The following is an 18,485-nucleotide window of genomic DNA, read 5'->3' as shown; positions in this document are numbered from 1 at the left end:
ACACGTTCATCACCGCATGTTCTAGCACTTAAGCCACAGCCATAGCATCGACCGTTAACTCAGCAAGTTGCGGTTTGGCTTTTTCTGCATGTAAACCCAGTTTTTGAAAGAGTTGTTGATCCTTGCCTTGTGCTGTATTTGGCGTAGTCAGCAATTTCTCACCAGAAAACAGCGAATTTGCACCTGCCATAAAAGCCAAAGCTTGGTCGGCATCGGACAACGATTCACGTCCCGCGGACAGACGAATATAGCTTTTCGGCATAATGATGCGCGCTACTGCAATAGTGCGAATCCACTCGGTCACATCTAACTTTTCAACTTCTGCCAAAGGCGTACCTTGCATTGGAACCAACATGTTGATCGGCACAGACTCAGGATGTATCGGTAAAGTCGCCAATTCAAACAGTAATCCAATTCGATCTTTGGTCTCTTCACCTAGGCCAACAATCCCGCCACTACACACTTTTAAGCCTGCTTCTCGAACATGACTTAAGGTATCTAGACGATCGTCAAAGCTGCGGGTACTAATCACATTTGGATAGTACTCACGAGACGTGTCTAAGTTATGGTTGTAATAATCGAGTCCTGCACCTTTTAAACGTTCGGCTTGGGAGATATTCAGCATGCCTAGGGTCATACAGGTTTCTAAACCCAATGCTTTGACTTCACGCACCATATCCAAGACATAAGGCATATCGCGTTCATGTGGATTTCGCCATGCTGCGCCCATACAAAACCGAGTAGAACCTGAGGCTTTCGCCTGCTGTGCTTCACTAATGACCTTTTCAACCGCAATTCTTTTTTCAGCTTCGAGCTTTGAGTCATAACGCGCAGACTGTGAACAGTATTTGCAGTCTTCAGGGCATTTGCCTGTTTTGATCGATAGTAAAGTACTGACTTGAATCGCATTCGCTTCAAAGTACTGACGATGAATTTGCTGTGCTTGAAAGACCAAATCTAAAAAAGGCTGTTGGTAGAGTGCTTGTATTTCAGCGCGAGTCCAATCATTTCTCAGGTGCATATGCTATTCCTTTTGCTTTTCACTTCGGACTTTCCTTTGGCTTTAACCCAGCAAAGGAAAGTCCGTCTTCAACCTTATGCGATTTCTTTCAAATCCAGTTCATTACGCATAAATTCCTGCAATTTAAACTTCTGCGCTTTGCCCGAAGCCGTCATTGGGAACTCATTAAAAAACCGGACATAACGTGGAACTTTATTGTGTGAAATATGTTCAGCACAGTACTGACGGATCGACTCTTCAGTAATTTCATGATGCTCATGTAAAATAATACAAGCACACAATTCTTCACCATAACGCGCATCTGGCAGACCTATGACTTGGACATCGCTGACATCAGGATGGGTATATAAAAAGTCTTCGATTTCTTTCGGGAATAGGTTTTCTCCACCACGTATGACCACATCCTTAATTCGGCCTTTAATTTTCACAAAGCCTGCTTCGTCCATTTCTGCGATGTCACCTGTATGCATCCAGCGTGCTGAATCAATCACTTCTTGCGATTTTTCATGGTCTTCCCAATACCCCAACATTACCGAATAGCCACGAACACACAGTTCACCCAACTGGCCGCGCGGCACAACTTTGCCTTGTTCATCTACAATTTTAATTTCAAGATGTGGATGGACGCGCCCAACGGTTCCGACTCGTTGTTCAACTGAATCTGAAGTTGAACTTTGTGCACTGACAGGTGCTGTTTCAGTCATACCATAGCAAATGGTAATTTCAGACATATGCATCCGATCAATAACACGTTGCATAATTTCACGTGGGCACGAACTACCCGCCATAATGCCTGTACGTAAACTAGAAAGATCAAAATCATCAAACTGTTCATGCTCTAAAATGGCAATGAACATGGTCGGTACACCGTATGCGGCCGTACATTTTTCTTGCTGAATGGCTTTTAACGTTTCTAAAGGATTAAACACCGCCGATGGATAGACCATGGTTGAACCATGCGTAATGCAGGCCAAATTACCCATCACCATACCGAAACAGTGAAAGAGCGGTACAGAAATACAGACTCGATCGGCAGGACTTAAGTGAATGGCTTCACCAACAAAATAACCATTATTTAAAATATTATTATGTGTCAGCATTGTGCCTTTCGGGTTACCTGTGGTGCCCGAAGTAAACTGGATATTGATGGTTTCATCAAACTGCGATTCGCTTGCAACGAGCTCTAATTGATTGAGCTGTCTCTTGCTGGGGGGAGTGAGCAAATCGCTAAAACGATGCAAACCCGTATGCTCTTCTTCATCAATTTTAATAATATATTTCAAATGTGGCAGTCGTTCTGCCTTTAACACTTTATTTTCAGCACCTTTAATTTCAGGTGCAATTTTCATTAGAATATCTTGATAATTCGTGCTTTTAAATTGCGATGCAATGACCAAGCCCTTACAAGAAACTTTATTCAACACATATTCGAGCTCATTACTTTTATAGGCAGGGTTCAAGTTGACTAAAATGATACCCGCTTTAAACGCAGCAAACTGGGTGATCGTCCATTCCACACAGTTCGGTGACCAAATCGCAAGTCGATCGCCTTTCTTCAAGCCCAGTTTTAGTAAACTACAGGCAAACGCATTGACCTGAGCTTGTAATTCCTTATACGTGAGTCTGACATTTTGATGCAGGCTGACAACAGCATCTTGTTCCGCATACTGCTGACAAGCCTGATCAAATTTCTCACCAATTGTCATGCCTAATAGGGGCTGACTGCTCGTTCCATAGGCATAACTTAACCGTTCTTGTGTCATCGAATCGATCTCCTTGATTCATTGTAATCTTGTTATTCAACTTTAATTGTTCTATGACTACTTCCCTTCAAACACCAAGCCTTTGTGTTCACACCTGCTACTATTTTTCCTCCTGAACCTGAACTGCATTGACACAAAATTCGGCAATTTGTTTCACAAAGTAGTCTTTATAGTTTTGATCAAACATCACATTTCGAGACGGATTTAAAGGCTCAATCACCACAAAAGTCATGGCGCCGACCACACAAAGTGCTGCGGTATTTAAATCTTCAAATCCAAACTCACCGTTAATTTTCCCTGCGGCCAGTATTTCTTTGATGCTCTGTTTAATCAGCTGTTTACTGCGAAAACGTTCATGTTCTAACTCAGCATCGACTGGCTCAAACATGAGTGAATACGCAAGTTGGGGGCTATTCATGGCACGTTTCACAAACGTGGTTACCGCCTTGTCCAATTTCTGTTTTGACGTAAGCTCACTTTCAGCAATGTGATTTAAAATTTTCACCTCATGCTGAATGGCCTCAGACAAAACCTCAATTAACACTTGGCTTTTGTTATCGAAGTATCGATACACCAAACCACTCGAAACACCCGCGCGTTCAGCAATTGCTTGAATTTGCGCGTCTTTAATCCCCCCTTGAGCAATAAGTTCACGAGCGGATTGCAAAATCGCTTCACGATTTTGTTCCATTCGCTCTTGCATCAACGATGATCTTTTATAACTCATAATTCTATTCTCAACCAGATAAAATGAATTGTAAATCAATTTGTGAATTTTAGTTCACTTTTTTAAAAATTCGATGTATTGTAAAAATCAAGCACAACAAAAATGCTTTATCAGGAACAATAAATACACTCATAGGACGAATGAAGAAATGACCCTACAAAGCTTAAATTTCGGTTTAGATGAAACACTCATTGCACTGCGTGATTCCGTTGCGGCTTTTTGTGCCAAAGAAATTACTCCTATTGCTCAACAAGTCGATCAGAACAACGAATTTCCGGCTCAGTTGTGGAAAAAATTTGGCGATATGGGCTTACTCGGTCTAACCGTCAGTGAAGAATATGGCGGTACAGGCCTAGGTTATTTAGCGCATATCATTGCCATGCAGGAAATCTCACGTGCTTCAGCTTCGATAGGTCTTTCTTATGGTGCACATTCTAACCTATGTGTGAATCAAATTAACCGAAATGGCAGCGAAGAACAAAAGCAGCGCTATTTACCTAAGCTGATTTCAGGTGAATATGTCGGTGCACTTGCCATGTCTGAACCAAACGCAGGCTCAGACGTAGTCAGCATGAAACTCAAAGCTGAAGATTGTGGCGATCACTTCCTGTTAAATGGTTCAAAAATGTGGATCACCAATGGTGGTGATGCTGATGTACTTGTGGTGTATGCCAAAACTGATCTGCATGCAGGTGCTAAAGGCATGACGGCTTTCCTTGTAGAAAAAGGCATGGAAGGTTTTAGCCACGGCACACATTTAGACAAGTTAGGTATGCGCGGTTCGAACACTTACCCCCTGTTCTTTGACAACGTGAAAGTGCCAAAAGAAAACGTGATGGGCGGTGTAGGAAACGGCACGAAAGTGCTCATGAGTGGTTTGGACTATGAGCGTGCGGTTTTAAGCGCAGGTCCTTTAGGCATTATGGATGCCTGCATGGACACCGTGATTCCGTATATCCATGACCGTAAACAATTCGGACAAGCGCTCGGTGAGTTCCAGTTGATGCAAGGCAAAATTGCCGATATGTATTCGACTTGGTTGGCATGTAAAGCGTTGGTTTATGCTGTGGGTGCTGAGTGCGACAAGGCTGACCATAGCCGTAGCCTACGTAAAGATGCAGCCAGTGCAATTTTATATGCCGCGGAAAAAGCCACATGGATGGCAGGTGAAACCATTCAGACCTTAGGTGGAAATGGTTATATCAATGAATTTTCTGCAGGCCGTCTATGGCGCGATGCAAAACTCTATGAAATTGGCGCGGGAACTTCTGAAATTCGCCGTATGTTGATTGGCCGTGAACTGTTTAATGAAACAGCTTAACCCTCCACAACAATAAAAATGACAAGGATGTTCGTGATGAATCAATTACATAGCAAGATCAATATTCGAAGTGAAGACTTCAAAACTAACCAAACCGCGATGCAAAGCTTGGTCGATGACTTAAAGCAAAAAGCAGAACAAATTGCTTTAGGCGGTGGTGAAGCGGCGCGACAAAAACATTTGGCACGCGGAAAACTATTAGCACGTGATCGTATTGATCAGTTAATTGATGTAGGCACCGCATTCCTTGAAATTGGTCAGTTGGCAGCACAAAACGTCTATGCAGACGATGTGCCTGCGGCTGGTGTCGTTGCTGGTGTAGGTCAGGTCAATGGTGTGACCTGCATGATCGTCGCCAACGATGCGACAGTGAAAGGCGGCACGTACTACCCATTGACGGTGAAAAAACACTTACGTGCTCAAGAAATTGCGGAGCAAAACCATCTGCCCTGTATTTATTTGGTGGACTCAGGCGGTGCATATTTGCCGATGCAGGATGAAGTTTTCCCTGACCGTGATCACTTTGGCCGTATTTTCTATAACCAAGCACGCATGTCAAGCATGGGAATTGCCCAAATTGCGGTGGTCATGGGGAGCTGTACAGCTGGGGGTGCTTACGTACCTGCCATGTCTGATGAAACCATTATTGTGCGTAATCAAGGGACGATTTTCTTAGGTGGCCCACCATTGGTGAAAGCAGCAACGGGTGAAGTGGTTAGCAGTGAAGACTTAGGTGGTGGTGATGTGCATACTCGCCTGTCTGGTGTGGCGGATCATTTGGCTGAGAACGACGAACATGCCATTGCCATTGCTCGTAACATCGTAGCCAACCTGAATAAAGCACCACATACGCGTGCAACAGAGATTGAAGAACCGTTATTTGATGCAACAGAACTATATGGTGTTGTGCCAAGTGATGCACGCAAGCCATTCGATATTCGTGAAGTGATTGCGCGCATTGTCGATGGTTCACGTTTTGATGAATTCAAAGCTCGCTTTGGCACCACCTTAGTCACAGGTTTTGCCAAAATATATGGCATGCCCGTTGGCATTATTGCCAACAACGGTATTTTATTTTCAGAGTCTGCACAAAAAGGGGCTCACTTTATTGAGCTCTGTACGCAGCGCAATATTCCCCTACTGTTCCTTCAAAACATTACTGGCTTTATGGTCGGTCGCCAATACGAAAATGAAGGCATTGCCAAAAATGGCGCCAAACTGGTCATGGCTGTTGCAACCGCAAATGTCCCGAAACTTACCCTTGTGATTGGTGGTTCATTTGGTGCAGGCAACTACGGTATGTGTGGTCGTGCCTATTCTCCACGCTTCATGTGGACATGGCCGAACTCGCGTATTTCGGTTATGGGTGGTGAACAAGCGGCAAGTGTATTGTCGACCTTAAAGCGTGATCAAATCGAAAAACGTGGCGAGTCTTGGTCTGCGGCAGAAGAAGATGATTTTAAACAGCCCTTCCGTGACCAATTTGAACGCCAAGGCCATCCATATTATGCATCGGCGCGTTTGTGGGATGACGGTGTGATTGATCCTGCACAAAGCCGTCAGGTGCTCGGTTTAAGTTTAGCCGCAGCCTTAAATGCACCCATCCAACCGACCAAATTCGGCGTGTTCCGCATGTAGGAGATGAGTGATGAGCTTTCAATATTTACAACTCGAACAACGCGACCAAGTGGCAACGGTATGGATTAATCGTGCAGAAATGCATAATGCCTTCAATACTCAAGTGATTGAAGAACTGCACCGCTGCTTTAGCGAACTCAACACACGTGATGATGTACGTGTGGTGATTTTAGCTGGACGTGGCAAAAGCTTCTCAGCGGGTGCTGACCTGAACTGGATGAAAGAAGCAGGACAAGCCTCACAGGCTGAAAATGAAGCCGATGCATTAAAACTGGCGAAAATGCTACAAAGTTTAGCAACATTAAAACAACCAACCATTGCCCGTGTGCAAGGCATTGCTTTTGGTGGTGGGATGGGCCTGGCTTCTGCCTGTGATATTTGTGTCGCAAGCAGTGATGCTAAGTTTGCAACCTCTGAAGTGCGCTTAGGTTTAGCCCCTTCAACCATTAGCCCTTATGTGATTCGTGCGATTGGTGCACGTCAGGCTTCACGCTACTTTTTAACCGCAGAGCGTATTTCTGCGGAGCAAGCCCTACACATTGGTCTGGCGCATGTAGTGGCCGATGCTGAACAGTTAGATGAAAAAGTCGCAGAAATGGTCGATGCCTTACTTTTGGGTGGGCCAGAAGCACAAACGTCTTCAAAACAACTCATCCAAATGGTCGACCAGCAAGTGTTAACCGAAGCATTATTGTTGCAAACAGCACAACATATTGCCCATGTACGCCAAGGATCAGAGGCGAAAAGTGGCTTAAATGCTTTTTTAAATAAACACAGTCCAGTCTGGATCAAGACGACGGCATAACAACAAGAAAGGATATCGATATGTTTAATAAAATCTTAATTGCGAACCGTGGTGAAATTGCTTGTCGTGTGATCCGAACTGCAAAAAAAATGGGCATTGCCACCGTTGCAGTCTATTCAGATGCTGACGCTCAGGCGCAGCACGTGCAACAAGCCAACGAAGCCATTTATATCGGCGAATCCCCTGCTGCACAAAGCTACCTACAAATTGAACGTATTATTCAAGCTGCCTTAGACACAGGTGCTGAAGCAATTCATCCAGGTTATGGCTTTTTATCTGAAAATGACCAATTTGCCAATGCCTGCCAAAAAAACAACATTGTCTTTATTGGTCCACCTGTAGATGCCATTTTAGCTATGGGCCTCAAAGCCACTTCTAAATCCTTAATGGAGAAAGCAGGTGTACCGCTGACACCGGGCTACCATGGCACCAACCAAGATCCTGATTTTTTAAAACAACAAGCCGATACCATTGGCTACCCTGTGCTGATTAAAGCCAGTGCTGGCGGTGGTGGTAAAGGCATGCGCTTAGTTGATCGCGGCGAAGACTTTTTAAGCCATCTAGCTTCATGTAAAAGTGAGGCGCGTTCAAGCTTTGGCAATGACGATGTTTTGGTTGAACGCTATGTGGTACAACCGCGCCATATTGAAGTACAAGTTTTTGGTGATACACATGGTAACTATGTGCACCTCTTTGAACGCGATTGTTCGGTACAACGTCGCCATCAAAAAGTACTAGAAGAAGCACCTGCACCCCAAATGGCAGAACCAAAACTCGAAGCCATGCGCCAAGCCGCTATTGATGCAGCACGTGCAGTGGATTATGTCGGTGCAGGGACAGTTGAGTTTATTGTGGAACAAGACGGCACGGCGTATTTCATGGAAATGAATACTCGCCTGCAAGTTGAGCATCCTGTAACAGAGATGATTACAGGGCAGGATTTGGTGGAATGGCAACTACGTGTAGCTTTTGGTGAACCGCTGCCTAAACAACAACATGAGCTCAGTATTCATGGTCATGCATTAGAAGCGCGTGTCTATGCTGAAGAGCCTGAAAAAGGTTTCTTACCTGCAATTGGTAAAATCCACTACCTGCACTACCCTCAGCAAAATGAGCATGTCCGCGTAGACAGTGGCATTGTTGAAGGGGATGAAATCACGACCTTTTACGACCCAATGATTGCCAAATTAATTGTTTGGGCAAAGAATCGTGAAGCCGCACTCACCCAAATGCACCACGCACTGAGTCAATTTCATGTCGATGGCTTGGGCAATAACATAGCATTCTTAGACCGTTTGGTCCGTTCAGAATCGTTCAAAACCGCCAACCTCGACACCAACTTAATTCAACGTGAAGAAGCATTTTTACTGCAACACAATGAAACAGCCTCTTCAGAACTCATCATCACGGCGGCATTGATTGAACTCTTGTCTCGCTTTGCCAGCAATAAAGCCGCTGTAAATCCTGTATGGCAAGCCAAGTCTCTATGGCGTTTAAATCTTAATGCCAGCTATGCCATTAAACTTGCACTAAACGATAAAGAACATAAAGTCTATTTCAGTCCAGCGGCAAAAGGCTTTACAGCAAAGTACAATGAACATAGCGTTTTCATTCAGGGTGAATTGTTAGAAGCACATTTAGCTAAAATTGAATGTGCAACAAACAAAAAGACCTATGCTTATAGTTCAAATGCGCAGGGCCTAACCCTGTATGCAGATGGTCAAAGCTATAAATTTTCACATATTCAGCCTAACTTTAATACTGAAGATGATGCTTCTGATGCCAACAACTTAAAAGCACCAATGCCAGGTGTGATCACACAAGTCTTGGTACAAAACAACAGCGCAGTGAAAAAAGATGATGTCCTCCTCACGCTTGAAGCGATGAAAATTGAATATTCAATTCGTGCTCCACATGATGGCATTGTCTCTGCGGCTTACTTCCAAGTCGGTGATCAGGTCAAAGCGGGTGATGAATTGGTTGAGTTTTCAAGCTTGGAAGGTGCCGCATGAATGAATTTGTCAAAATTGTCGAAGTCGGGCCGCGAGATGGTTTGCAAAATGAAAAGACACCGCTCACTTTGGATGACCGTCGCAAACTGATTTTAGATTTAATGCAAACAGGACTCAGTGCCATTGAAGTGGGTTCTTGCGTCTCTGCAAAGTGGGTTCCACAAATGGCACAGAGTGATGAACTCTTTGCCAGCTTACCCAAAGATCCGAATATCAGTTTTAGTTTACTGACTCCGAACTTGAAAGGGTTTGAGTCTGCTTTGGCAGTTGGCTGTCAGGAGGTTGCCGTTTTTACCGCAGCTTCCGAAAGCTTTACCCAAAAGAACATCAATTGCTCCATTGACGAAAGCTTTGAAAAATTTGCAGACATCATGGCTGCGGCGAAAGCCCATAACATCAAAGTGCGTGGTTATGTGTCTTGTATTGTCGACTGCCCCTATGAAGGTGCAATTGCACCGAGCAAAGTTGCACACGTCAGTCAACGTTTGCTGGACATGGGCTGTTATGAAGTGTCCTTAGGTGAAACGATTGGCACGGCGACACCAGACCGTGTGAAAAAAGTCTGGCAGGCGTGTTTAGCGGAAATGGATGCTGCGAGTCTAGCAGGACATTTTCATAATACCTATGGCATGGCGATTGCCAATATTTATCAGTCTTTAGAACAAGGCATTCGTGTATTTGATTCGTCCATTGCAGGTTTAGGCGGCTGCCCTTATGCCAAAGGCGCATCGGGCAATGTCTCCACAGAAGACCTTTACTACCTACTCTCCAACATGGGTTATATCACAGGGATTGATCTTGATGCACTGATGATTGCCAGCCAAAACATCAGCCAGATACTACAACGCACCAATCCATCTAATTATGCCAATGCCTACTGGCAAAAGCGCTGTGCCTAAGCCATTCAATTGATAACGAGAACACTATGGTCAATAAAGTTTATTCAAGTGCAAAGGATGCACTGCAAGATGTGGTTCAAGATGGTCAAACCCTAGCGGTTGGTGGCTTTGGTTTATGCGGTATTCCAGAAAGTCTGATTGCGGCCTTAAAACAAACGGGCGTGAAAAACCTCACCTGTATTTCAAATAATGCAGGCGTCGATGGTTTCGGCTTAGGGCTCTTATTAGAAAGTAAACAAATCAAAAAAATGATTGCTTCCTATGTAGGTGAAAACAAAGAATTTGAACGTCAGTTTTTAAGTGGTGAGCTTGAAGTGGAGCTCACCCCTCAAGGTACACTGGCAGAAAAACTCCGTGCTGGAGGTGCGGGTATCCCTGCCTTCTTTACCGCAACAGGTGTCGGCACACTCATTGCCGAAGGCAAAGAAGAGCGTGAGTTTAATGGCAAACCTTATATTCTAGAAAACTCGCTCACCGCTGACATTGCACTCGTGAAGGCTTACAAGGCCGATACTGCAGGTAACTTAATTTTCCGTAAAACCGCACAAAACTTTAACCCTGTATGTGCGATGGCTGGAAAAGTCTGCATTGTCGAAGTTGAGGAAATTGTTGAAATTGGCGCTTTAGATCCAGACCAGATTCACCTGCCAGGTATTTATGTCAATCGCATTGTGCTGAATGCAAACCCTGAAAAACGTATCGAACAACTCACATTAAAAGAGGAGGCTTAACCCATGGCTTGGTCTCGTAATGAAATGGCACAACGTGCAGCGCTTGAGCTGGAAGATGGTTTTTATGTCAATTTAGGCATTGGCTTACCCACACTGGTGGCCAACTATATTCCTGAAAACGTCAACGTCTGGTTGCAGTCTGAAAATGGATTGTTAGGTATTGGCGAGTTTCCAACAGCCGAAACAGTCGATGCCGATTTAATCAATGCTGGGAAACAAACTGTTACTGCACGTCAGGGCGCCGCATTTTTCTCTAGTGCAGATTCTTTTGCCATGATCCGTGGAGGTCATGTCAATATCGCCATTTTAGGGGCAATGGAAGTCTCACAAAATGGCGATTTGGCCAACTGGATGATTCCGGGTAAAAAAGTCAAAGGTATGGGAGGTGCAATGGATTTGGTTGCTGGAGTACAAAAAGTGGTGGTGCTCATGGAACACTCTGCAAAAGATGGTACACCGAAAATTGTCGAGCAGTGTAGCCTGCCTCTGACAGGTAAAAATGTCGTACATCGCGTGATTACTGACCTCGGTGTCATGGACATTACGCAGGAAGGTGTGAAATTAGTTGAACTGGCGAAAGATGTCAGTTTTGAAGATATTCAAAAAGTGACAGGTGTTCCCCTCATCCGCTAATTCGACATCATTTATACAATAGAAAAATAATCCAATGTCTTTAAAGCAGCGATCCTGTTTTAAAGGCATTTCTATCAGCACGGATAGGCTGAATCAAAAATTCATACCTTATAGATAAAAATGGAATCAATGCATGGAAAACTCTCAAAATATTTTGCAACGTTTTGCACTAAGTGTCAGTGATTGGTCGGAGAAATGGTTTCCAGACTCTTATATTTTTGCCCTATTGGGTGTCGTGATCGTCGCAATTGCTTCCATCAGCATTGGCGCACCTGCCAAAGATGTCGCAGTGTCCTTTGGTGATGGTTTTTGGAGTCTGATTCCTTTTACCTTACAAATGTGTATGCTGATTGTGGTTGGTTATGTGGTTTCTGTTTCAAAGCCTGTAGAGCTGCTGATTCAAAAAATGGCTCGAATTCCCCATAGTGGACGTGGTGCGATTGTACTTGTTGCGACGGTCAGTTTATTAATTTCGCTGATTAACTGGGCCATGAGTACAGTACTGACTGCCCTGCTGGTGATTGCTTTAGCTAAACGCAAAGAACTCAATATGGACTATCGTGCTGCCGCTGCCGCCGCGATTATTGGTATGGGAGCGACGTGGGCCTTAGGTATTAGTTCTTCTGCGGCACAACTGCAAGCCAACAAAGCCAGCCTGCCCGAATCAATTTACAATCTAACCGGCGTGATTCCCTTCACCGAAACCATTTTCTTACCTCAGTCGATGATCATGACGGCTGTGTTGATTATTGCATCGATTGCTATTGCATTTTGGTCTGCACCCAAAGGGCAAGACATTAAAACCATTGATCAATTCTCCATCCAGTTTGAGGAAGAAGCTAAACCAACACCAACCACAAAACGCCCAGGAGACTGGTTAGAGAACTCACCTTTATTGAGTATATTGATTGTGCTCTTGGGTCTAGTTTGGATGTTCAATGAGTTCAGCAAAAGTAATCCGATCTTGGCCATTTCAAGCCTAAATACCTACAACTTTATTTTCCTGATGCTGGGTATTGCACTGCATGGTACGCCACGAAATTTCCTCAATGCTGTCACTAAAGCCGTGCCAGCGGTCTCAGGTGTTCTTATTCAGTTTCCTCTGTATGGCAGTATCGCCTTTATGATGACGCAAGCCTTGAACAGTCATGATTTATCACTATCACATTATATTGCTGAGTTTTTTGTTTCGATTGCCTCCAAAGAAACCTTTGCCATTGTGATGGGCCTATATTCTGCCATTTTAGGCTTTTTCATTCCTTCTGGCGGCGGTAAATGGATTATTGAAGCACCCTATGTCATGCAAGCTGCACATGATTTGAAAGTGCATTTAGGCTGGTCGGTGCAAATCTATAATGCTGCTGAAGCCTTGCCGAATTTAATCAACCCATTTTTTATGCTGCCCATGCTCGGCATTCTCAAATTAAAAGCCAAAGATGTAATCGGCTTTACCGTCACTCAATTGGTTTTCCATCTGCCTTTGGTGCTGTTCCTGCTTTGGATTTTAGGCCGCAGCCTGACCTATATGCCACCTACCTTCTAAACAAGGACAAAAAACACAATCTAAATAAAAAAGGACGAATCATATTCGTCCTTTTCTCATTCTATAAAGCATATTTTCAATGTAGCCCAACTAATTAAACACATTATTTAAATACACAATGCGCTCATTAGTTTTTTGATTAAAGCACTTGGTATATTGCAATTGTTGATCTTGGGCACGTAAAGCATCATCCCAATATTGTGACTGCTTTTGATAGGTTTCTTTTTCACTATCCGTCATTTGGTAGACACTTTTTTGAGAAATCACTTTACAGTCCACATCACGTTTTTCAAACCAATCCGTTTGGTCTTGTTGTAGCTGCTGTTTTTGCTCCTCAGTGAAATTGTCCCAAGTTTGGTTCAGACGTTCCACCACTTTGACTTGGTCAGCGTCCAATTCCTTCTTACGAATATTCATGGCTTTTTGTGCCAGTTCCATCTGCGCAACTTCTTGCTCATTATATTGTTTTATATTCTTTTGTATTTCTGCATTTTCTTTTTCATATGCCGCAAACTGAACCGCATGCTGCGTCACCAACACTACACCATCAATCACGCCATTTTGATTGGGTACATTCAGGCTAATGCCTTCTTTATCCGTTTTAATGATGTTATAGCTAAATGCACCTTGTAGCTGATCATTGTCTAAGTTGAGTGAATATTCACCCTCTTCTAAGACATCACGCAAAGTACTTTGATAACCGTCCTCACACTCTTCACATGGACGCGCTAAAAACGCATTTTCAGCACGTTTCTGTAACCCTTTCGGGAAAATCACCACCAACTGGCTTTCGCAGTCCAATTGCTTCGCTGTATCAGGCTTTTCTGTGGTCGTTGAAATCCCTTTAATTTCAAAGCGAATACCGTTATTAATCTGCGTTAATAATTTTTCATCGGCCTCATATTCACGGCTATCACGCAAACGGCGGTCTAGGGCTTTTAAGTATTCAGCTTTTAAATGCGCTTGAATTTGTTCGACATTGGCAGGAGCCGTACAACTCCAATCTGACATTTCTTGCGGTTCAGCAACCGTTTCTGTTTTATTCTCTGTTCGGTTACAAGCACTTAAAAATAAACTGCTCAAGATTAGACTGGCAAAAATTGTTTTCTTCATCATTGTTATAAAACCATAAGGCTGTTGTTTTTCGCAGCGTATTTAACCAAAAAATAAGCTTTTATGCGAGTAGCTATATAAAAGAACCCTGCCGTAGCAGGGTTAAAACATCGCTTAGTTGACCTTTTCAACACCACGATCATCCACTTCACGCACCACACCAGAGTCTGTATTTAAAACCTCAAACTCGATACGGCGGTTTTTAAATTTACCTTCATCGGTTTGATTGTCTGCTATTGGCTTTTCTTGCCCATAACCAATCGCTCTCAACTGCGCAGGATCGACGCCTTTAAAAATTAAATAATCCACCACCGCTTGTGCTCGATTTTGTGACAAGGTTTTATTGACTGCCGCATCTCCCGTTGCATCTGTATGCCCCATCACGGTCAGTTTGACTTGAGGTGCTTTTTGCATCAGCGCCGCGGCCTGATCCAAAATCGACTTATTGACATCAGGTATCGCCAATGAAGCTGTATCAAAGTTAATAATTTGCAAATTCAATGCCGTAGCAACGTCTAGTGCTCGAATTTGCTCAGGATTAATTTCTGCCAGCGCACGCTCAGCATCACTAATACTGGTATCCACGGCACGGTTGACATCCAGTGGTTGCTGAGTCACAACTGTCATATTACGCAGTAAAGGTTTAATTTGATCTGCCACTTTAAGTGCATTGGCTGGATCTTGTGATTGAATCGATAACTGATTGCCAAACCATGTTAAATTTATATTTGGCACACCTTTCAATGCACTGATGACACTGGGTATCGCATCTTGGTCGATAAATTCAGTGTGATACATACTCTGCATATCTGCACCACAACCGATGCTGTTATTAAAAATTTGCTTTACTTCTTTTTGTAAAATTTCAACATAAGCCGCATTGGCTGAGAAAATTTGGCAAGTGACCAAGTCTCCTGTTGCCCCTGTGGTGATTTGAAATTTAGCGGGTTGGCTGGCATTCACATTTGCAGCAGGTACTGTTTCAGTCGTGATTTTGTCGGTACAAGCCCTAAAGATAAAAGCAAACAATGCCGCAAAAATAATTAAAGCCAAAACTGGCAGTAAAAATGACCGTTTTTCATCTACTTTTGTAGCATGTACGCTTGCAGGTGCAACATGTGTAGCTTGTCCTTGTAAGGTATTTGCCCCTAATCCGGCCAGTAATGCACCTGCCCACTCAGGTAACGCACGACTAATAGAATCTGTGTTGACCTGTAGTAAATGGGAAATCGCTTCAGGTTCTGAAGAGCCTGCCTCTGTGGCTAAAAATGCTAATGCAGGTGTAATTGAACGGCTCAAGGTACTTTCAATTTCATCTGCCGATACTGCCCCGCGGACATGCTCCAAGAACTGTTGCTTGAGACTGACATTCGATGCAAAAGCATCATTAAGACGTGGATTCAACTGCTGCTGAAATGCAGGAATCAGTTCAGATTTTGACTTTAATATAGACAGTAAAATTGGTAAAAAGGATTGAATTGCTTGATTTTTTTCAAGTAAATTTTGTGTATCACCCTCTAAAACAATTGCAGAGACATTTTGTTTTAGTAAATCCATAAAATCGACATTCATGAAGTCTTACCCCACTTTTTCTCATTGTTTTCATCGTCATTTTTCAGTTTATCTGTTCATTTTTTATACTTTGTAAAATATTGTATTTGCATCAGTTTTATCTAGGCCCAATAAAAAAGCCAGCCGAAGCTGACTTTTTAATCCACGTTTAAGGCAATATTTAAGCTGCAAAAGTTTTTAGAACTTTTCCTTTCACCACTTGATTGATCAAAGGTGTATTTTTACCTTGTGACAAAATATTGTCTTTATTCACAATCCAGTCTAACTCAGGATCAACCAATACCCAGCCTGCTTCAGCAGTCCAACGTTCAAGCATATTGGCCACAGTTGCTGGTGCAGTCGTGACTTTTTCAACCCATTCCAAAGGACTGAATAAACCTTCGCGCACCAATTGCACACCGAAAGCTACATAGGTATCAAAAGCGGTAATACCTGGCTGTGTTTCAGCAAATGGTGCTAGCTTTGCAGAGCTGCTCAGCGGTTCGTGATGCGTACAAATCGCATCGATCACTCCACTTTTCACACCTTGGCGAAGAAGCTCTTTATCCGACTCAGCACGTAAAGGCGGACGGACATGTGCAAGTGAGTTGAAGCCATCAATCAGCTGATCTGTTAAATGCAGCTGATGCATCGCCACATCGCATGTGACTGGTAGACCTTTATCTTTAGCGATTTTAATCAAATCGACAGAAGCACCTGTAGACAATAAGCCAAAGTGAGCACGAACACCCGTCGCTTCAATCATTAGCAAATACTTGGCAATCGCAATGGTTTCGGCAATCGCAGGGATGGTTGGTAAGCCCTGACGCGATGCCACAAAGCCCTCATGGACACAGCCATCTTTGGCAATTTGCGGTTCTTCGGCATAAAACACCACCGTCATACCAAGGCCAGCTGCGTATTCTAAAGTGCGCAGCACCACATCGTCATCTGCGAAAGGCGCATTGGCATTTGAAACGGCTGAACAACCGCCCTTTTTGAGACCCGCCATATTTGCAGGTTGCTTACCTTGTAAGCCTTGGGTTTGAGCACCAATCACTTCAAGATAAATACCACCATCCAGCATCGCTTTTTCCATCAGACCATGAATCAATGCACCATTGTCTTGCACAATCGGTTTGGAGTCTGGCGGTGTAAACACATGCAAAATACCATTTTCACGCGCAGCACGACCTTCTGATTTTAATGTCCCATGCTGCTGCTGACCCGGCTCACGTAGGCGTGCACATAAGTCCACCATGGTTGGCATCAACCACTTGCCTTGACCATCAATCGTTTCAGTGACATTGGCTGTTTCAGCAACCAACTTGCCATTTTCGATATATACCGTTTGAACCGCATCTGTTCGATGAATTGGGTCAAGAACACGTACATTTTCAATTTTTACAACAGTCATGACTTATTCCTTATCCCGCAATCGCGTCTAACAAACCTTGCTCTTGCAGTTGACCTTGCATTGCAAGCGCCAAAACTGCCATACGTACAGCAATTCCGTTGGTCACCTGATTTAAAATCACAGACTGTGGACCATCGGCAATACTGGAATCAATCTCTACACCACGGTTCATTGGCCCCGGATGCATCACGATGCAATCAGGTTTTGCCATCGCAAGACGTTCTTTGTTTAAACCGTACATTTTGTAGAATTCAGCTTGAGATGACAGCGCAGGCGAATCAATACGTTCATTTTGAATACGTAAGGTAATAATCACGTCGCAGTCTTGAATCCCTGCTTCCATGTTATTAAATAGACGTACACCTTCACCATATTCATCAAAGCCGTATGGCAGCAGCGTGTTTGGTGCAATTACACGAATGTCTTTACACCCCAGTGTTTGTAATGCAGCAACATCTGAACGCGCCACACGTGAATGTTTAATATCACCAATGATGGCAATTGAAATATCTTCAAATTTCTTTTTGGTTTCACGGCGAATGGTCAGCATGTCCAACATAGCTTGTGTTGGATGCGCATGACGGCCATCACCTGCATTGATAATTGCAACCTGTGGACAAACGGTTTGGGCAATAAAATGTGCCGCACCCGACGAAGAATGACGTACCACAAAAATATCCGCAGCCATCGCTTCTAAGTTCCATAAAGTGTCTCTGAGCGTCTCCCCTTTGGAAGTACTTGAACGTGCGATATCAATATTTAATACATTTGCAGAAAGGCGTTTTGCCGCTGCTTCAAAAGTGGTACGAGTACGGGTTGAGTTTTCAAAGAAAAGGTTCATTACCGTTCGACCTTCTAAGAGGTTGTTGGTAATCAGCTGATTTTGGTCATTAAAAAAGGACTGCGCGGTGTCCAATATTTTTGTAAGAGTTTCTTTAGAAAGACCTTCGATGGTGAGGAAGTGTTTGAGATGACCATCTTGGTTGAGTTGAATCTGACTCGGAGTATGCAATGCTGCCAAGTGCATGAGAGATTCCTTGTACGTTAAGTTAACGCATTATACAGATTTTCTTTTTGATTTGGACCTCAGTTTAAAACAATTGCCTTAATTATCATCGGCTTCAAAACTAAGATTATGAAATTCTTATCTATTATTTCAACCAGTTAAATTAAACCATCAAAGGCTAAATTAGCCAAATTCAGAGTTCATCAAATTGCTATAAATATCAATTCCATAGAGTTTCTTATCCCATTTATCCAAGCGGACATTTTAAAAAGCTCTCTTGCGAGAGCGATCCAACTTCAGCGATT

Annotated in this window: 15 protein-coding genes; 8 read left to right on the top strand and 7 right to left on the bottom strand. The window is 43.4% G+C overall.

Annotation, left to right across the window (positions count from 1 at the left end; all coding sequences use genetic code 11):
- Positions 1–28 precede the first annotated feature (28 nt).
- The 3 genes from bioB to ACSC9N_RS05530 form a co-directional block, all read right to left on the bottom strand.
- Positions 29–1,021 (bottom strand): biotin synthase BioB, encoded by a 993-nt coding sequence (bioB, locus tag ACSC9N_RS05540; RefSeq protein ID WP_010327109.1) that lies wholly within the window; start codon positions 1,019–1,021, stop codon positions 29–31.
- A gap of 74 nt (positions 1,022–1,095) precedes the next feature.
- Complete coding sequence (locus tag ACSC9N_RS05535; RefSeq protein WP_395475108.1) at positions 1,096–2,784, bottom strand: AMP-binding protein; 1,689 nt, start codon at positions 2,782–2,784, stop codon at positions 1,096–1,098.
- Between the two features lie 100 nt (positions 2,785–2,884).
- Positions 2,885–3,511 carry a TetR/AcrR family transcriptional regulator gene (locus ACSC9N_RS05530; protein WP_029575068.1) on the bottom strand — a complete coding sequence of 209 codons (627 nt, stop codon included), beginning with the start codon at positions 3,509–3,511 and terminating at the stop codon, positions 2,885–2,887.
- Between the two features lie 148 nt (positions 3,512–3,659).
- On the opposite strand from ACSC9N_RS05530, the gene ACSC9N_RS05525 reads away from it, so the two are divergent.
- The 8 genes from ACSC9N_RS05525 (at position 3,660) to ACSC9N_RS05490 (ending at position 13,093) form a co-directional block, all read left to right on the top strand.
- Positions 3,660–4,832 (top strand): isovaleryl-CoA dehydrogenase, encoded by a 1,173-nt coding sequence (locus ACSC9N_RS05525; RefSeq protein ID WP_005400596.1) that lies wholly within the window; start codon positions 3,660–3,662, stop codon positions 4,830–4,832.
- Positions 4,833–4,868: 36 nt separating this feature from the next.
- Positions 4,869–6,470, top strand: a complete 1,602-nt coding sequence (locus ACSC9N_RS05520) for a carboxyl transferase domain-containing protein (RefSeq protein ID WP_010327112.1) — start codon at positions 4,869–4,871, stop codon at positions 6,468–6,470.
- A gap of 10 nt (positions 6,471–6,480) precedes the next feature.
- Positions 6,481–7,275, top strand: coding sequence for an enoyl-CoA hydratase/isomerase family protein (locus ACSC9N_RS05515; RefSeq protein WP_010327113.1), 795 nt, complete (start codon positions 6,481–6,483; stop codon positions 7,273–7,275).
- Positions 7,276–7,295: 20 nt separating this feature from the next.
- Positions 7,296–9,287 (top strand): acetyl/propionyl/methylcrotonyl-CoA carboxylase subunit alpha, encoded by a 1,992-nt coding sequence (locus ACSC9N_RS05510; RefSeq protein WP_010327114.1) that lies wholly within the window; start codon positions 7,296–7,298, stop codon positions 9,285–9,287.
- Positions 9,284–10,186 carry a hydroxymethylglutaryl-CoA lyase gene (locus ACSC9N_RS05505; protein ID WP_010327115.1) on the top strand — a complete coding sequence of 301 codons (903 nt, stop codon included), beginning with the start codon at positions 9,284–9,286 and terminating at the stop codon, positions 10,184–10,186. Before ACSC9N_RS05510 ends, ACSC9N_RS05505 begins: the two co-directional genes overlap by 4 nt.
- 26 nt (positions 10,187–10,212) lie before the next feature.
- Positions 10,213–10,917 carry a CoA transferase subunit A gene (locus ACSC9N_RS05500; RefSeq protein ID WP_004982282.1) on the top strand — a complete coding sequence of 235 codons (705 nt, stop codon included), beginning with the start codon at positions 10,213–10,215 and terminating at the stop codon, positions 10,915–10,917.
- Positions 10,918–10,920: 3 nt separating this feature from the next.
- Positions 10,921–11,550: a CoA transferase subunit B gene (locus ACSC9N_RS05495; RefSeq protein ID WP_010327116.1), complete on the top strand. Its 630-nt coding sequence runs from the start codon at positions 10,921–10,923 to the stop codon at positions 11,548–11,550.
- Between the two features lie 133 nt (positions 11,551–11,683).
- The gene (locus tag ACSC9N_RS05490) at positions 11,684–13,093 is read left to right on the top strand and encodes a short-chain fatty acid transporter (RefSeq protein ID WP_010327117.1); all 1,410 of its coding nucleotides are present in this window, start codon (positions 11,684–11,686) and stop codon (positions 13,091–13,093) included.
- A 90-nt stretch (positions 13,094–13,183) separates the two neighbouring features.
- Here ACSC9N_RS05490 and ACSC9N_RS05485 read toward each other — a convergent pair whose 3' ends face one another.
- The 4 genes from ACSC9N_RS05485 to ACSC9N_RS05470 form a co-directional block, all read right to left on the bottom strand.
- On the bottom strand, positions 13,184–14,206 hold the full coding sequence (locus tag ACSC9N_RS05485) for a DUF1311 domain-containing protein (RefSeq protein ID WP_236769329.1): 1,023 nt from the start codon (positions 14,204–14,206) through the stop codon (positions 13,184–13,186).
- Between the two features lie 114 nt (positions 14,207–14,320).
- Positions 14,321–15,778, bottom strand: a complete 1,458-nt coding sequence (locus tag ACSC9N_RS05480; protein WP_279732362.1) for an OmpA family protein — start codon at positions 15,776–15,778, stop codon at positions 14,321–14,323.
- A gap of 160 nt (positions 15,779–15,938) precedes the next feature.
- A complete protein-coding gene (locus ACSC9N_RS05475; protein WP_236769309.1) occupies positions 15,939–17,174 on the bottom strand; it encodes a dihydroorotase in 1,236 nt (411 codons plus the stop codon).
- 10 nt (positions 17,175–17,184) lie between these two features.
- Complete coding sequence (locus ACSC9N_RS05470; RefSeq protein WP_078426232.1) at positions 17,185–18,201, bottom strand: aspartate carbamoyltransferase catalytic subunit; 1,017 nt, start codon at positions 18,199–18,201, stop codon at positions 17,185–17,187.
- Between the last annotated feature and the right edge of the window lie 284 nt (positions 18,202–18,485).

The sequence above is a fragment of the Acinetobacter sp. PC34 genome (assembly GCF_051789135.1).
GTDB lineage: Bacteria > Pseudomonadota > Gammaproteobacteria > Pseudomonadales > Moraxellaceae > Acinetobacter > Acinetobacter johnsonii.
The sequence above is the reverse complement of the archived record's forward strand: the minus strand, read 5'-3'. Positions and strand labels throughout refer to the sequence as shown.

What these genes read in the sequence shown, in the direction of transcription:
- bioB (WP_010327109.1), bottom strand. Translation starts at nt 1,021, where the DNA reads ATGCACCTGAGAAATGATTGGACTCGCGCTGAAATACAAGCACTCTAC.
- ACSC9N_RS05535 (WP_395475108.1), bottom strand. Translation starts at nt 2,784, where the DNA reads ATGACACAAGAACGGTTAAGTTATGCCTATGGAACGAGCAGTCAGCCC.
- ACSC9N_RS05530 (WP_029575068.1), bottom strand. Translation starts at nt 3,511, where the DNA reads ATGAGTTATAAAAGATCATCGTTGATGCAAGAGCGAATGGAACAAAAT.
- ACSC9N_RS05525 (WP_005400596.1), top strand. Translation starts at nt 3,660, where the DNA reads ATGACCCTACAAAGCTTAAATTTCGGTTTAGATGAAACACTCATTGCA.
- ACSC9N_RS05520 (WP_010327112.1), top strand. Translation starts at nt 4,869, where the DNA reads ATGAATCAATTACATAGCAAGATCAATATTCGAAGTGAAGACTTCAAA.
- ACSC9N_RS05515 (WP_010327113.1), top strand. Translation starts at nt 6,481, where the DNA reads ATGAGCTTTCAATATTTACAACTCGAACAACGCGACCAAGTGGCAACG.
- ACSC9N_RS05510 (WP_010327114.1), top strand. Translation starts at nt 7,296, where the DNA reads ATGTTTAATAAAATCTTAATTGCGAACCGTGGTGAAATTGCTTGTCGT.
- ACSC9N_RS05505 (WP_010327115.1), top strand. Translation starts at nt 9,284, where the DNA reads ATGAATGAATTTGTCAAAATTGTCGAAGTCGGGCCGCGAGATGGTTTG.
- ACSC9N_RS05500 (WP_004982282.1), top strand. Translation starts at nt 10,213, where the DNA reads ATGGTCAATAAAGTTTATTCAAGTGCAAAGGATGCACTGCAAGATGTG.
- ACSC9N_RS05495 (WP_010327116.1), top strand. Translation starts at nt 10,921, where the DNA reads ATGGCTTGGTCTCGTAATGAAATGGCACAACGTGCAGCGCTTGAGCTG.
- ACSC9N_RS05490 (WP_010327117.1), top strand. Translation starts at nt 11,684, where the DNA reads ATGGAAAACTCTCAAAATATTTTGCAACGTTTTGCACTAAGTGTCAGT.
- ACSC9N_RS05485 (WP_236769329.1), bottom strand. Translation starts at nt 14,206, where the DNA reads ATGAAGAAAACAATTTTTGCCAGTCTAATCTTGAGCAGTTTATTTTTA.
- ACSC9N_RS05480 (WP_279732362.1), bottom strand. Translation starts at nt 15,778, where the DNA reads ATGAATGTCGATTTTATGGATTTACTAAAACAAAATGTCTCTGCAATT.
- ACSC9N_RS05475 (WP_236769309.1), bottom strand. Translation starts at nt 17,174, where the DNA reads ATGACTGTTGTAAAAATTGAAAATGTACGTGTTCTTGACCCAATTCAT.
- ACSC9N_RS05470 (WP_078426232.1), bottom strand. Translation starts at nt 18,201, where the DNA reads ATGCACTTGGCAGCATTGCATACTCCGAGTCAGATTCAACTCAACCAA.